This is a genomic window from Actinoplanes sp. NPDC021490, from assembly GCF_055562135.1.
This window is the reverse complement of record NZ_JBVHFW010000004.1, coordinates 212,540-227,728: the sequence shown is the minus strand read 5'-3', so window position 1 is coordinate 227,728 and position 15,189 is coordinate 212,540. Positions and strand designations below refer to the sequence as shown.

Below are 15,189 nucleotides of genomic sequence, written 5' to 3'. Positions count from 1 at the left end.
TCTCCTTCGGGGATTGGAGAGCGCTTTCCGAGTGTTACGCCGAGATGTCAAGGGCGTCAATATGTACGCCCGTTTCCGCTGGTTCCGGAACTTGGTGACCCATCGCTTCGGCGTCGACGGAGAGCGCTCTCCACCTGTGCTATAAAGACGTCTATGCGAACCGAGCGGCTCCCGACCCTCGAGGACGTCGCCCGCATCGCCGGGGTCTCCCGAGCCACTGTCTCCCGCGTGATCAACGGAATTCGCAACGTCGACCCGCAACTGCACGAGGTCGTGTGGGACGCCGTGGGCCAGACCGGTTACGTGCCCAACAGGCTGGCCCGTTCGCTGGTGACCCGCCGCACGGGCACGGTCGCGCTGGTCGTCTCCGATTCCGAGACCCACGACGACGACCCGTTCATGGGCCGCTTCTTCGCCGACCCCTATTTCGGCCGGGTCGTCGGCGGCCTGATGAGCGTGCTGCGCGGCAAGGGCATCCAGCTCGCCCTGCAGATCGTCGGCACCGACGACCAGCGCAAACGCCTCGTCGGCGACCTCCGCAACGGCCAGGCCGACGGCGCGATCGTGCTCTCCCTGCCCGCGATCGACCCCCTGCCCCGCATGCTCACCGAGGGCAGCGTGCCGGCCGTCCTGATCGGCCGCCCCGCCGAGCCGGTCCCGATCGACTACGTCGACCTGGCCAACGACACCGGCGCCGCCCTGGCCGCCGACCACCTGCTGTCCCGCGGCTGCCAGCGCATCGCCATGATCTCGGGCCCGGCCGACGTCCCCGCCAGCAGCGACCGCATAGCCGGCTTCCGCCGCTCGATGGCCCGCCGCGGCCACGGCTGGGTCCCCACCGAAACCGGCAACTTCACCCGGGACAGCGGCGAAACAGCCATGCGCACCCTGCTGGCCGACACTCCCCAGCTCGACGGCGTCTTCGCCGCCAACGACTTGATGGCCCTGGGCGCCTTGTCCGCCCTACGCGAGGCCGGCCGCCAGGTCCCCACCGACGTGGCCGTGGTCGGCTTCGACGACAGCAGCGCCGCCATAGCCGCCTCCCCCGCCCTCACCACGATCCGCCACCCGTTGGAAGACATGGCCGCCGAGGCCGCCCGCCTCCTCCTGGCCCGCATAGAAGACCCCGCCATGCGGGTCTCCTCGGTCATCTACGAGCCGGCCCTGATCAAGCGCGACTCCGCTTAGATCTTTCTGAACCTTCAAGAACCACCGCAGACGTACGCTAAGTCGCCCGCACAAAAGCACCAGGCCAGAACCGCGCGCTCCTCGCCGGCTGAGCGATCCACCAGGCCATAGCGCGCCCACCGGCCGCAGCGATCGGTTCCGCACAACGCGCCCCCGTCCAGAGAGGGCACCTGAGTCGCCCACCACGATCCGGGACAGGACCGTCGCGGTCGCCGTTCGACGAAGCGGACACAAGCCGGGTGGGGCGCCGAATACGGGGGCGGTGCCCCACCCCCACAACACGCGTCAGCCGACGCCGGTCGTCGCACGGTATTGAGCCCGAAGCGCGAGCCGACCATCCGATGCACAAAACGCTCAACCGCTGCGCGAACGTGCAACCCGCGCCTAAGCGCACCACCCGCGCGGGAAAGGTGCGCGAACGTGCAACCCGCGCCCGAGCGCACCATCCGCGCGGGAAGCTCAACCGCTGCACGAACGCTCAACCCTTCGCACCTAACGGTGTTTGGTCGTTCGTCGGCTGTCGGTGGGGCCGCCACGAGTTGGGCAGTGCCACGGACGACGAGCGCGCCGTCGCAGGCTGACGGGCGGCAGGTCCCTGTCCGTTGAGCGGTCTTACGGCTGACGGGCGCTCTATGGGTGCAAGCTGTGGATCGGATTCTTGTCGTGCGTTGGGATTCCCACGGCCGGTGGGCGCGCTACGGCCTTGCGTTTTACGCAGCCGGCGAGGAGCCCTCGGTTCGGGCCTCGTGCGTTTGTGGGAGTGGACTCGGCGTACGTCTGCGGTGTTGGATTGACGGCTTTCGGCCTGGAACCGGGACGCAGCGAACAAGCCCGACGGGAGCCGACTTGGCGCACATCCGCCGACGTCGGCTTGCAGCCGGAAACACCGACGTGGCGAACACTCAACGCGAGCCGACTTGGTGCACGTCGGGGGTGTCGGCTTTCGGTGTGAAACTGCGACGCGGCGCGGACTTGGGGCGTCTGCTGTGGGCTACGGGCTTGCGGCCAGGAACAGGAAGGCGGCCAGCAAGGCCAAGTGGACGCCGCCCTGCAGGACGTTCGCTCGGCCGGGGACGATGGTCAGGGTGCCTACGGCCACGGTCAGGGCCAGCAGGACCATCTGGGTGCCGCCCAGGCCCAGCAGCAAGGGGCCGTCCAGCCAGATCATGGCGATGGCTATGGCGGGGATGGTCAGGCCGATGCTGGCCATGGCTGAGCCGACGGCGAGGTTGAGGCTGGTCTGCACGCGGTCGCGGGCGGCGGCTCGGACGGCGGCGATTGTTTCGGGGAGCAGGACCAGGAGGGCGATCACTACGCCTACCACGGCCTGGGGGAGGCCGATTGCGGCGACGCCGGATTCGATGGCGGGGGAAACGCCCTTGGCCAGGCCGACCACGGCGATCAGGGCCACCATCAGCGTGCCCAGGCTGACCATCGCGGTGCGGGTGGATGGGGGATCCGAGTGCTCCTCGACGTCGATGACCTTGCCGCTGGTGGTGATCGGCAGGAAGTAGTCGCGGTGGCGGCGGGTCTGGACCGTGACGAACAGGGCGTAGAGGCCCAGGGACGCTACCGCGGCGAAGGTCAGTTGGGCGGGGGAGAACTGGGGGCCGGGGCGGCTCGTGGTGAAGCTGGGCAGGACGAGGCTCAGCGTGGCGAGGGTGGCTACCGTGGCGAAGGCGCCGCCGGTGCCTTCGGCGTTGAAGACCGAGACGTGCCGGCGTAGGGCTCCGACCAGCAGGGATATGCCGAGCAGGCCGTTGCAGGTGATCATCACGGCGGCGAAGACGGTGTCGCGGGCCAGGGACTGGGCCTTCTCGCCGCCGCTGATCATCAGGGTGACGATGAGGGCGACCTCGATGATGGTGACGGCTACGGCCAGGACCAGGGAGCCGAACGGTTCGCCGACTTTGTGCGCGACCACCTCGGCATGGTGGACGGCGGCGAGCACGGCCGCGCCGAGGAGGAGAGCGGCCACGACGACGACGGCCGCCGGGAGTTCGCGGCCCCAGGTGAACACGAGGGCGACAATCGCGATGAGCGGAACGAACACGGTCCATTGGGTCAGATAGCTTCGCAACGAGGCAGCCACCCGGCAACTGTTTCAGATTCGGGCGTCTCAGTGGTCCCAGTCCGGCCTCGCGGGCTCGCATGATCGGTCGCCGCGGCCGGGACATTTGTGGATGAGCGTTCGGCGAGCGCATCGGGCCGGCGGGTCGCAGGATGGGGTCATGGCGTATGTGAACCCGAAGGGTGAATTCAACCGGGACCAGCGGTACATCACCACCCGGATCACCGCGGACGGCCGGGACGGCTACCCGGTCGAGCCGGGGCGGTACCGCCTGGTGGCCGCGCGCGCCTGCCCGTGGGCGAACCGGGCGATCATCGTGCGCCGGCTGCTGGGCCTGGAGGACGTGCTGTCGATGGGCATCGCCGGGCCCACCCACGACTCACGCAGCTGGACGTTCGACCTGGACCCGGGCGGCCGCGATCCGGTGCTCGGCATCGAGCGGCTGCAGGAGGCGTACTTCAAGCGGATCCCGGGCTACGAGAAGGGCATCACCGTGCCCGCGATCGTCGACGTCCCGACCGGTCAGGTCGTCACCAACGACTTCGCCCAGATGACCATCGACCTCTCGCTGGAGTGGACGAAGTACCACCGTGAGGGGGCACCGCAGCTCTATCCCGAGGCGCTGCGGGACGAGATCGACAAGGTCAACCGGTTCGTCTTCGCGGACGTCAACAACGGTGTCTACCGGGCCGGTTTCGCCGGCTCGCAGGAGGCCTACGAGCAGGCGTACGAGAGGCTGTTCGCCCGGCTCGACAAGCTGTCGGAGCTGCTGGCCGGGCAGCGCTACCTGGTCGGGGACACGATCACCGAGGCCGACGTACGCCTGTTCACGACGCTGGCCCGCTTCGACGCCGCCTATCACGGCCACTTCAAGTGCAACCGCAGCAAGCTGACCGAGATGCCGGTGCTGTGGGCCTATGCCCGGGACCTGTTCCAGACGCCGGGCTTCGGGGACACCACCGACTTCGTCCACATCAAGCAGCACTACTACATCGTTCACAAGGACATCAATCCGACCGGGATCGTGCCGGCCGGGCCCGACCTGTCCGGCTGGCTGACCGAGCACGGCCGCGAGAAGCTGGGCGGCCGGCCGTTCGGTGACGGCACTCCGCCGCCTCCGCCCAAGCCGGACGAGGTGGTGCCCGCGGGCCACGGCGTCACGGGCTGAGGGCCTCGCGCAGCAGGGCGTCCAGCCGGCGCTGCTTCTCGGGGCTGAGGTGCGCGAGCATGCTCTGCTGTTCGGCCAGCCCGGCCGCGACCGCCTGCTCGATGATGCCGAAGCCGGCCGGAGTGAGGCGGACCAGCACGCTGCGCCGGTCGTTCGGTGAGGGCAGCCGCTCGATCAGGCCGGTCTTCTCGAGCCGGTCGAGCCGGGCCGTCGTGCCGCCGGTGCTCAGCATCATCGAGGCGGCGAGCTCACCCGGGGACAACTGATACGGGTCCCCGGCCCGGCGCAGGGTGGCCAGCACATCGAATTCGGGGCGGCCGATCCCGTACGCGGCGTAAGCCTTCTCCATCCGGTCACCGGCCAGCCGGGACAGGCGGAAGATCCGGCCGAACACCGACATGGCGGTGGTCTCGAGGTCGGGTCGCTCCTGCGCCCACTGAGCGATGATCCGGTCCACTCCGTCGCCGGTGTCTGTCGTCATGCCTCCATTGTCTCGATGTCGAGCTTCTTGACAACGAGAGACTTCCGAGGTTTTATCTTGATGTCGAGATACTTTGCGTCGAGGGAGTTGTCATGAGGGCGCCGGTTCTCCTGCTCACCGCGATCACCCCGGCCGTCTGGGGCACGACCTACGCCGTGACGACCGAGTTCCTGCCGTCCGGTCGCCCGCTGCTGGCCGGCGTCCTGCGCGCGCTGCCGGCCGGGCTGCTGCTCCTGGCGCTCACCCGGCGGCTTCCGTACGGCCAATGGTGGTGGCGGTCGGCGGTGCTGGGCACGCTCAACATCGGCTTGTTCTTCGCGATGCTGTTCGTCGCGGCCTATCGGCTGCCCGGCGGCATGGCCGCGGTGCTGGGCGCGGCCCAGCCGCTGATCGTCGCCGGGCTGACTGTCCTTCTACTTACTGAACGGGTCGCGTTGCGCACGGTCCTGGCCGCCGTCGCCGGTGCGGGCGGGGTCACCGTGGCCGTGCTCACCGCGTCGGCCGGGCTGGACCTGACCGGCCTGCTGGCCGGGTTGGCCGGCACCGCTTCGATGGCTCTGGGCCTGGTGCTCACCAAGCGGTGGGGGCGCCCGGGCGTGCCGCTGCTGACCGCGACCGGCTGGCAACTGGCCGCCGGTGGGCTGGTGCTGGTTCCGGTCATGCTGGTCGCCGAGGGGCTTCCGTCCGGGCTGACCGCGACCAACCTGGCCGGCTACGCGTACCTGTCGCTGATCGGCACCGCGCTCGCCTATTCGCTGTGGTTCTGGGGCCTGGAACGTCTGCCGGCCGCGCGGCTCGCGCTGCTGGGCCTGCTCTCCCCGCTGGTGGCCACCGTCGTCGGCTGGGCCGCGCTGGGCCAGAGCCTGACGTCGCTGCAGGTGATCGGCATGGCCGTCGCCTTCGCCGCGGTCACGTGGGGTCAGTGGGCCCGCACGCCCGCCCTCGAGACGCCGCTCGGCCCCGCCGCGTCAGCGGAGGTCGCCGTTCTCGACGATGCGCTGGGAGTAGCCGACCCGGGCGGCGCGGAGCATGGCCTGGCCCACCCGGTCGGTGGTCGTGACGTACTTCGGAGCCACCCGATCGAGCAGCGGCATGATCGGCCCGGTGACCGTCCAGAGCGTGTTGTACCAGCCCGTCTTTGAGCGGATGCCGCGAGTCGGCTGGATCAGAGCCGGGCGGAACGCGTACGCGTTGGGCAGCAGCTCGATGAGGTCGCGCTCGGCCCGGCCCTTCACGCGGGCCCACATCTGGCGTCCTTCGGGATTGGTGCCCGCGCCGGAGACGTACACGAAAGTGGTCTCGGGGTTGAGCTCCGCGAACGTGCGCGCGGCGGCCATCGGGTAGTCGTAGGAGATCTTGGTGTACGCGGCCTCGTCCAGGCCGACCGAGGAGACGCCCAGGCAGTAGAAGCACGCGTCGTATCCGCGCAGTTCCTCCCGGATCGGCCCGAGGTCGGTGAAGTCGTCCAGGCGAACCTCGCGCAGGCGGGGATGGGTGAGGCCGGTCGGGGTCCGGATGACCGCCAGCACCTGTTCGACGTCGGGGGCGAGCAGGCATTCGCGCAGCACGCCCTGGCCGACCATGCCGGTTGCCCCGAAGACCACGACCTTCATCGTCCGATCATTCCACCGGGCCGGCCGGACCGAGCGGAGGCGGCGAAAATGTCGTACCCGCACCCTAGGGTTTTCCCGTGCCCGTTGAACGCTGGTCAGCAGCTCAGGCCGAGACACTCGCCCCCGATGCCTCGTCGGTCAAGGCCGCCCGTGCCCTGTCCTTCCCGGCCTCCTGGTCGGCGACCGGCCGGCTCGACGACATCCTCTGGGGACAATGCCGCAGCTATCAGGTCTGCGTCGATCTGACCGGGCCGGCGTTCAAGTGCTCGTGCCCCAGCCGCAAGATCCCCTGCAAGCATTCGCTGGCGTTGCTCCTGCTGTGGGCCGAGTCCGATGTGGCCGACGCGCCCGCCGCCGAGTTCGCCCGGGAGTGGCAGGCCGCCCGGCCCGCCCGGGCCGCCGCCAAGCCGGGCGGCGGCGCCTCCACCCCCGATCCGGCCGCCGCGGCGAAGCGGGTCGAGCAGCGCGCCGAGCGGGTGGCCGGCGGCCTGACCGAGCTGCGCCGATGGCTCGACGACCAGGTGCGGCAGGGCCTGGCCGGAGCCCAGCGCGGCGGGCCTCAGCCGTTCGAGGCGATGGCCGCCCGCCTGGTCGACGCGCAGGCCCCCACGGCGGCGGGCGCGGTCCGGCGGCTGGGCTCGATCGCCGGCATCGGGCCGCACTGGGCCGACCGTCTGCTCGGCGAGCTGGCGCTGCTGCGGCTGCTCGTCTCGGGTTACGACCGTCTGGCCGACCTGCCGCCCGAGCTGGCCGCGACCGTGCGCAGCCGCATCGGGTTCCCGGTCGCCACCGACGAGGTGCTGGCCGGCCCGCGGGTGGCCGACCGGTGGCAGGTGCTCGGACAGGTCGAGACCGACGACGGCGCGTTGACGACCCGGCGCACCTGGCTGCGCGGCGAGGCGACCGGCCGGTTCGCGCTGGTCCTCTCGTTCGCCGCGCCCGGCCAGCCGATGACCTCCGATCTCGTGCCCGGCACGGAGTTCCGCGGCGAGCTGGCGTTCTATCCCGGTTCGGCTCCACTGCGCGCGCTCGTCGCCGAGAAGCTCAGCGCGGCCGAGCCGTTCCGTGAGCCCAGCGGCGCCGAACCGCTCGCCCGGGCGCTCGCCGGTTACAGCGCGACCGTCGCCGCCGAGCCGTGGCGTTTCGACGCGCCCGTCCTGCTGACCGGCGTCGTCCCCAGCGCCGATGGCTGGCTGGTCGACGAGTCCGGCGATGGACTGCCGCTCGCGGCCGGGCATCGTGAGCCGTGGTGGCTGCTGGCCGCGGCGGGCGGACGCGCGGCGACGGTGGCGGCCGAGTGGTCGCCGGCCGGCCTGCGCCCGCTCGCGGCCTGGGCCGAGGGCGGGTTCGTGGCGGCCGCTCCCCCGGTGCCCGACCCCAGCCCCGTGCGCCACCCCGAGCTGCCGCCCGAGTTGCTGGCCTCGGCCCTGGTCGGCACCAACCGCCGGCCCTGGACGGGTGAGGCGTCGCTGCTCGAGGCGGCTGCCGTGGCGCTCACCCGCCGTCGCGCCGGCGTGCTGCCCGGTGACGGCCACGAGGCGGTGCCGGCCACTCCCGACGAGACCGGCGCGCCGCTGCCCGGTCCGGCCGGCGTCCGCCTGCTGCGCATCCTGGCCGGGGCCGTGCCCGGCGGCGCCCAGCTGGCGCAGGAACTGCTCAATCAGTGGCTGGCCGCCGCGGCCGAGCGGGGCGGCCACGTGCCCCCGGCCGCGCTGCCGGCGCTGCTCGACGCGGGCCGCCGCAACTCGATCGTCCGGCCCGCCCTGGCCCGGGTGGCCGGTCGCCGCGGCGCCTGGCTGGCCGGCATGCGGGCCGACTGGCGGTGGCTGGGCGACGAGACGACCGTGATCGTCGAGCGGCCCGACTGGCACACCGGCAGCTCCGGCGAGCGCGTGGGCCACCTGACCCACCTGCGCGGCACCGACCCGGCCCAGGGGCGTGAGCTGCTCGAGAGCACGTGGGCCGAGGAATCCTCCGACGATCGGGCCCGGTTCGTCGGCGCGCTGGCCACCGGCCTGTCCACCGACGACGAACCGTTCCTCGAGCGGGCGCTCGACGACCGGCGCAAAGAGGTGCGGGAGGCCGCGCTCGACCTGCTGCGCCGGCTGCCCGGCTCGCGGTTGCGTGACCGCATGGCCGAGCGCGCGCGAGCGCTGGTGCGGCGCGAGCGCCGGATGCTGGGCGCCGACCGGCTGGTTGTGACCCCGCCCGAAGAGCTCGACGCCGGTCTGCGCCGCGACGGTGTGGCCTCCACCCCCGCGCGGGGCATCGGCGTGAGCGCGTGGCTGCTCGAGGAGGTGGTCGCGGGCACGCCGCTCGACACGTGGTCGGATCCCGCGACCATGCTGCGGCTGGCGCGCGGCAACGACTGGGAGGCGCCGCTGCTGCACGGCTGGGCCAAGGCCGCCGTGGTCCAGCAAGATCCGGTCTGGGCCTCGGCGCTGCTGACCGAGGTGTCCGGGTCGCTGCGGGAATCCGTACGGTGGGACCTGCACTTGATTCTGCCGCCCGATGAGCTGGGCCGGCTCGCCGCCGACGCGCTGCGCCGCGACGACGGTCTGGCCAACCGGCTGCTCGCGATCCATCCCGGCCATTGGCCTCAGGAGCTGTCCGTGGCCGTTCTCGAGACGATCGCCCATCGCGCCCGCACCGATCGGCACAGCTGGCAGCTGGGCGAGTTGTGCCGCGAGGCCGGGGTGGCGATGCCGCCGGAGTATGCCGATCTCGTGAGCCGTCTCGCGCTGCAGCTCGATCAGGAGCCGGCCGACCCTTCCCGCGTACGCCCGGTGGCCGATCTGGCCCGCACGCTGACGTTCCGCCAAGAGATGTTCGACGAGCTGAAACCGGCCTGACCCGCATCCATGCCCGGACCACGATCGCGATTTTGGAGTTACCCGTGACCGCTCTGCGCCCGCACGCCGAGGACCAGTACGCCGACGAGCTGGCCCTGCTCGCCGACGCCGACGACCGGCCCCGCCCGCCCGGCTGGCGCCTCTCCCCGCAGGCCGTGGTGACCTACCTGCTCGGCGACGGCGCCAAGATCACCCCGAAGTATGTGGGACCTCGCCGTCTCATCGAGGTCGCGGTGTCGACGCTGGTGACCGATCGGGCGCTGCTGCTGCTCGGCGTCCCCGGCACGGCCAAGACGTGGGTCTCCGAACACCTCGCCGCGGCCGTCTCGGGCAACTCGACGCTGCTCGTGCAGGGCACCGCGGGCACCCCGGAAGAGGCCATCCGGTACGGGTGGAACTACGCGCGGCTGCTCGCCGAGGGGCCCTCCGAGGCGGCCCTCGTGGCCAGCCCGATCATGCGGGCCATGCAGACCGGCACGATCGCCCGGCTCGAGGAGCTCACCCGGGTGCCGTCCGACGTGCAGGACGCGCTGATCACGATCCTCTCCGAGAAGACCCTGCCGGTTCCCGAGCTCAACACCGAGGTGCAGGCGCAGCGCGGCTTCAACCTGATCGCCACGGCCAACGACCGCGACCGCGGCGTCAACGAGCTGTCGAGCGCGCTGCGCCGCCGGTTCAACACGGTCGTGCTGCCCATTCCCGCCTCGGCCGACGACGAGGTCGAGATCGTCGCCCGGCGGGTGGCCCAGCTCGGCACGTCGCTCGACCTGCCCGAGGTGCCGGCCGCGCTCGACGAGATCCGCCGGGTGGTGACGATCTTCCGTGAGCTGCGCAGCGGCCTGACCGAGGACGGCCGCACCAAGCTGAAGTCGCCGACCGGCACGCTGTCGACCGCCGAGGCCATCTCGGTGATCACCAACGGCATGGCGCTGGCCGCGCACTTCGGCGACGGCCGGCTCCACCCGGCCGACGTGGCCGCGGGCATCGTCGGCGCGGTCGTGAAGGACCCGAACTCCGACGGCGTGGTCTGGCGCGAATACCTGGAGACCGTGGTTCGCGAGCGGGCCGATTGGCGCGACTTCTACCGGGCCGCCCGCGATGCCTGAGCGTCTCTACGGCATCCGTCATCACGGTCCGGGTTCGGCCCGGGCCGTGGTGCAGGAACTCGAACGGCAGCCGCCCGACGTGCTGCTGATCGAGGGCCCGCCCGAGGCCGACGCGCTGGTGCGCTGGGTGGCCGACTCGGACCTGGAGCCGCCGGTGGCGCTGCTGGGTTACGCCGCCGACGATCCGCGGCGGGCGGCGTTCTGGCCGTTCGCCGTGTTCTCGCCGGAGTGGCAGGCGATCCGGTGGGCGGTCGAGCGCGGCGTTCCGGTGCGTTTCTTTGATCTGCCGTTCGCCTACCGACTGACTGGTGACGCACGCTTGCCGGCGCCGACTCCGACGCCTGCTGATCCGGGCGCGCCGGCCGGACCGGTGCCGGGTGACCTCGACGCGCAGGGCGGTCCGGGGCCAGGTGGCCTCAGCTCGCAGGACGGACCGGGGCCAGGTGACCCCAGCTCGCAGGACGGGCCGCTGCCGGGTGAGGCCGGGGCTGACGGTGAGCCGGATGGGAGCGGGACGGACGATGGCGAGCCGCCCGCGAAGCCGCAGCGGCCGGTCGACCCGATCGGCGAGCTGGCCGCCGCGGCCGGATACGACGATCCGGAGCGCTGGTGGGAGGACGTTGTCGAGCATCGGGGGATGCCGGCGTTCGAGGCCATTGCCGAGGCGATGACGGCCATTCGCGACGAGTCGCCCGAGGATCCGGACGATCTGGTGCGCGAGGCCTACATGCGCAGCGTTCTGCGTGAGGTGCGCAAGTCGTACGAGGACATCGCGGTCGTGTGCGGGGCGTGGCACGTGCCCGCGCTCACCCGCAAGGTCGCCGTCAAGGACGACAACGCGCTGCTCAAGGGACGCAAGAAGGCGAAGGTCGACTTCACCTGGGTGCCGTGGACGTACGGGCGGCTGGCGTCGTGGTCGGGCTACGGCGCGGGCGTCAGCTCACCCGGCTGGTATCACCACCTGTTCACGTCGGCCGACGAGGTCGTGCCGCGCTGGCTGGTCGACGCGGCCGGGGTGCTGCGGGCCGAGGGGGTGCCCACGTCGTCCGCGCACGTCATCGAGGCGGCCCGGCTGGCCGAGGCGCTGGCGACCATGCGGGGGCGGCCCCTGGCGGGACTGGCCGAGGTCACCGAGGCGGCCGAGGCCGTCATGTGCGACGGCGAACCGCTTCGGGTCGAACTGATCACGCGCAAGCTCGTGGTCGGCGAGCGCCTCGGCGGGGTGCCCGACGACATGCCGTCCGTACCGCTGGCCAAGGATTTGACCGCCCAGCAGCGCGCCGCACGGCTCAAGCCCGAGGCGCTCGAACGGGCTCTCGATCTCGACCTGCGCAAGGACACCGATCTCAAGCGCAGCCGCCTGCTGCACCGGCTCCGCACGATCGAGGTGCCGTGGGGTGAGCCGAGCGCGACCCGGCGGGGCACGGGCACCTTCCGCGAGGAGTGGCGGCTGCGATGGCAACCCGAGTTCGCCGTACGCCTCGTCGAGGGCAGCATGTACGGCACCACGGTCGCCGCGGCGGCCACGGCCAAGGTGATCCGGGCGGCGGACAAGGCCGAGACGCTGGCCGACGTGACCGCGCTCGTGGAGACGTGCCTGCTGGCCGACCTGTCGGAGGCGTACCCGCGGGTGCTGGCCTCCCTGGACGCCCGCGCCGCGCTCGACGCCGACGTGAACCACCTGATGGCGGCGATCCCGGCGCTGGCCCGCACGCTGCGCTACGGCGACGTGCGCCGGACCGACGTGGCCGGGCTGGCCACGGTGACCACCAGCCTGCTCATCCGGGTCTGCGCCGCCCTGCCCTCGGCCGTCGGATCGCTGTCGGACGAGGCGGCCAAGGTGCTGCGCGACCGCGTCGACGGTGTGCACGGCGCGGTCGGCCTGCTCGAGGACGACGAACTGCGCGACCGCTGGCTGTCCACTCTGGAGTCGCTGGCCGGGCGGGCCGACCTGCACGGGCTGCTCGCCGGCCGGCTGACCCGGCTGCTGCTCGACGCGGGACGGCTCGACGGCGCCGAGGTCCGGCGGCGGTTGCGGCTGCCGCTGACCGTGGGCACGCCACCGGCGCACGCGGCGGCCTGGGTCGAGGGTTTCCTGTCGGGCGGCGGCCTGCTGCTCGTGCACGACGACGCGCTGCTGGAGCTGCTCGACGACTGGCTGGCCGATATCGCGGCCGACGCGTTCGACAACGTGTTGCCGCTGCTGCGCCGCACGTTCGGCGCGTTCGAGGCGGGTGAGCGGCGCGCGATCGGCGAGCGGATCGCCGGGCCGCGCAGCGATGATCCCGGGCGGGCGGCCGGTGGGCTCGGCTTCGATCCGGCCCGGGCCGACCTGGTACTGCCCACTCTGAGCGCGCTGCTGGGCCGCGAGATCACGACGGGAGACGCACGATGAGCGCAGCTGGGCCGCGAGACCACGACGCACCCACGATGAGCGCGCTATCGGACCGCGAGATCGAGACGGGGGACGGACGATGAGCGACGAGGCCGTGGACGAGGCGACACGGGAGCGGCGCCGGCGGTGGCGGATGGTGCTCGGCGGGCCGGCCGATGACGCGCTGGGCAAGGCCACGGGCCGTGACGGGGCGATGGACTCGGCGCTGTCCGCGCTCTACGACCAGGGCAAGGACGGCGCCGGCGAGAGGGGCAGCCGCCGGTCCGCGGGCCTGGGCGGGTCGGCGCCCAAGGTGGCGCGCTGGCTGGGTGACATCCGCGAATACTTCCCGAGCACGGTCGTGCAGGTCATGCAGCAGGACGCGATCGAACGGCTCGACCTGACCCGGCTCCTGCTCGAACCGGAGATGCTGGGTGCGGTCGAGCCCGACGTGCACCTGGTCGGCACGCTGCTCTCGCTCAACAGCGTGATGCCCGACAAGACCAAGGACGCGGCCCGTCACGTGGTTCGCACCGTGGTCGAGCAGCTGGAGAAGCGGATCGAGCAGAAGACGCGGGCGGCGGTGACCGGCGCGCTCAACCGGGCCGCCCGGATCAACCGGCCGCGGCACGCCGACATCGACTGGAACCGCACGATCCAGGCCAACCTCAAGCACTACCAGGCCGAACACCGCACGGTCATTCCCGAGAGGCTGATCGGGTACGGGCGTCGCACGAGCGCGGTGCAACGGGACGTCGTGCTGTGCGTGGACCAGTCCGGGTCGATGGCCGCCTCGGTCGTGTTCTCGGGCGTGTTCGCGGCCGTGCTGGCGTCGATGAAGTCGTTGCGTACGTCGCTGGTCGTCTTCGACACCTCGGTGGTCGACCTGACCGACCAGCTCGACGACCCGGTCGAGGTGTTGTTCGGAACGCAGCTGGGCGGGGGCACCGACATCAACCGGGCCATCGCGTACAGCCAGCAGTTGATCACCAGGCCCCGGGACAGCATCTTCGTGCTGATCAGCGACCTGTACGAGGGCGGGGTGCGCGACCAGATGCTGCGCCGGGTGGCCGAGATGACCGCGGCCGGTGTGCAGGTCGTCGTGCTGCTGGCGCTCTCCGACGAGGGCGCGCCGGCCTATGACCACGAGAACGCGGCGGCGCTGGCGGCTCTCGGGGTGCCCGCGTTCGCCTGTACGCCGGACGCGTTCCCCGATCTCATGGCGGCCGCGATCGAGCGTCGCGACCTTCAGGCGTTCGCCGAACGGTTCGCCGACCAGCGCGCGGGAGGCGTGTTGTGACCGGTCCGCGGCATGCGTGAAGGCGGGGTGTTGTGACGGTCCGCGGCGTACGGAAAAGCGGTTTTGTGACGGTGGGCGGCGTACGGGAAAGCGGGGTGTTGTGACGGTCCGGGGCGTACGGGGAGGAGGCTTGTGAGGGTTCTCTGCGGTAATTAGCGTATGAGCCATGAGTGCTTACTTGAGCAACCCTCGCGTGTGGCAGGAAAGCTGGGACAGACAACAGGAGGCGTTCCTGCACGACCGCGAGGAGCGGTTCGCCGCGATGCTCGAGGCGGTCGCCGCCATCAGCGACGACGCGACGCCGCGGGTGCTCGATCTGGCCGGCGGGACGGGCACGATCTCGCTCCGCACACTGGCGCGGTTTCCGGGGGCGCGGGTCACGGTGCTCGACCAGGATCCGGTTCTCATGGCGATCGCCTCGGCCAGCCTGCGCGACCGGGGCACGGTGGTCGACGCCGACCTGGGCGACCCGGGATGGCGGTCGAAGCTGGCGGAGGAGGGCTTCGACGCGGTGCTGACCGCTACGGCCCTGCACTGGCTGCCGGCCGAGCGGGTGGCGGCGCTCTATGGCGAGGTCTGGGAGGTGCTGCGGCCGGGCGGGATCTTTGTGAACGCCGACCACATGCCCGAGGAGTCGCTGCCCACCTTGTCGGAGCGGCTGCGGGCGCACGGGCGGGCCGAGCGCGAGGCCCGATACCAGTCGGGCGCGGCGACCTCGTGGGGTGACTGGTGGGCGCGGGCGGCGGCCGACGAGTTCCTGGCGCCCAAGGCGGTGGAACGCGACCGGATCTATCCGCAGACCCGGCACAGCCACGAATGGACGCCGCCGGCGCTGTGGCACGTCGACGCGCTGCGGGTGGCCGGCTTCAGCGAGGCCGGCGTGCTGTGGCGGGGCGGCACGGACGCGGCGGTCGTCGGTCTGCGCTGAGCCGGACAAAAGGCGGGCGAGCAGACGCGGAGCCGGCCGGGCAGCTGCGAAACTGGGCGAGCGGTCCGGGCGCGGGACGGGCTGGCCCGGCGGGGCACGGCGGAGCGG

The 15,189-nt window shown here is 71.9% G+C and carries 10 protein-coding genes and 1 pseudogene; 8 read left to right on the top strand and 3 right to left on the bottom strand.

Annotated elements, in window-relative coordinates; translation table 11 throughout:
- The first annotated feature begins 153 nt into the window (after nucleotides 1–153).
- Nucleotides 154–1,188: a LacI family DNA-binding transcriptional regulator gene (locus ACZ3I4_RS12775; protein WP_465382047.1), complete on the top strand. Its 1,035-nt coding sequence runs from the start codon at nucleotides 154–156 to the stop codon at nucleotides 1,186–1,188.
- 991 nt (nucleotides 1,189–2,179) lie between these two features.
- Here the strand turns inward: ACZ3I4_RS12775 and ACZ3I4_RS12770 are convergent.
- On the bottom strand, nucleotides 2,180–3,280 hold the full coding sequence (locus ACZ3I4_RS12770; RefSeq protein WP_465382046.1) for a calcium:cation antiporter: 1,101 nt from the start codon (nucleotides 3,278–3,280) through the stop codon (nucleotides 2,180–2,182).
- 91 nt (nucleotides 3,281–3,371) lie between these two features.
- Between ACZ3I4_RS12770 and ACZ3I4_RS12765 the strand changes: the two genes are divergently transcribed.
- A complete protein-coding gene (locus tag ACZ3I4_RS12765; protein WP_465382045.1) occupies nucleotides 3,372–4,427 on the top strand; it encodes a glutathione S-transferase family protein in 1,056 nt (351 codons plus the stop codon).
- Here the strand turns inward: ACZ3I4_RS12765 and ACZ3I4_RS12760 are convergent.
- Nucleotides 4,417–4,908 (bottom strand): MarR family winged helix-turn-helix transcriptional regulator, encoded by a 492-nt coding sequence (locus ACZ3I4_RS12760; protein WP_465382044.1) that lies wholly within the window; start codon nucleotides 4,906–4,908, stop codon nucleotides 4,417–4,419. The genes ACZ3I4_RS12765 and ACZ3I4_RS12760 overlap by 11 nt on opposite strands.
- A 92-nt stretch (nucleotides 4,909–5,000) precedes the next feature.
- Here ACZ3I4_RS12760 and ACZ3I4_RS12755 point away from each other — a divergent pair.
- Nucleotides 5,001–5,810, top strand: a pseudogene (locus ACZ3I4_RS12755) (EamA family transporter); the annotation flags it as partial.
- A 66-nt stretch (nucleotides 5,811–5,876) separates the two neighbouring features.
- Here the strand turns inward: ACZ3I4_RS12755 and ACZ3I4_RS12750 are convergent.
- Complete coding sequence (locus ACZ3I4_RS12750; protein WP_465382043.1) at nucleotides 5,877–6,521, bottom strand: Rossmann-fold NAD(P)-binding domain-containing protein; 645 nt, start codon at nucleotides 6,519–6,521, stop codon at nucleotides 5,877–5,879.
- Between the two features lie 77 nt (nucleotides 6,522–6,598).
- On the opposite strand from ACZ3I4_RS12750, the gene ACZ3I4_RS12745 reads away from it, so the two are divergent.
- The 5 genes from ACZ3I4_RS12745 to ACZ3I4_RS12725 all read left to right on the top strand — a co-directional run bounded on the left by ACZ3I4_RS12745 (nucleotide 6,599) and on the right by ACZ3I4_RS12725 (nucleotide 15,081).
- The gene (locus ACZ3I4_RS12745) at nucleotides 6,599–9,373 is read left to right on the top strand and encodes an SWIM zinc finger family protein (protein WP_465382042.1); all 2,775 of its coding nucleotides are present in this window, start codon (nucleotides 6,599–6,601) and stop codon (nucleotides 9,371–9,373) included.
- A 44-nt stretch (nucleotides 9,374–9,417) separates the two neighbouring features.
- Complete coding sequence (locus ACZ3I4_RS12740) at nucleotides 9,418–10,479, top strand: ATP-binding protein (protein WP_465382041.1); 1,062 nt, start codon at nucleotides 9,418–9,420, stop codon at nucleotides 10,477–10,479.
- On the top strand, nucleotides 10,472–12,874 hold the full coding sequence (locus ACZ3I4_RS12735) for a DUF5682 family protein (RefSeq protein WP_465382040.1): 2,403 nt from the start codon (nucleotides 10,472–10,474) through the stop codon (nucleotides 12,872–12,874). The genes ACZ3I4_RS12740 and ACZ3I4_RS12735 overlap by 8 nt, the downstream gene beginning before the upstream one ends.
- Nucleotides 12,875–12,953: 79 nt before the next feature.
- Entirely contained in the window at nucleotides 12,954–14,153 is a 1,200-nt protein-coding gene (locus ACZ3I4_RS12730) for a VWA domain-containing protein (RefSeq protein ID WP_465382039.1), read from the top strand.
- A gap of 166 nt (nucleotides 14,154–14,319) precedes the next feature.
- Nucleotides 14,320–15,081: a class I SAM-dependent methyltransferase gene (locus ACZ3I4_RS12725; protein WP_465382038.1), complete on the top strand. Its 762-nt coding sequence runs from the start codon at nucleotides 14,320–14,322 to the stop codon at nucleotides 15,079–15,081.
- Nucleotides 15,082–15,189: the final 108 nt, after the last annotated feature.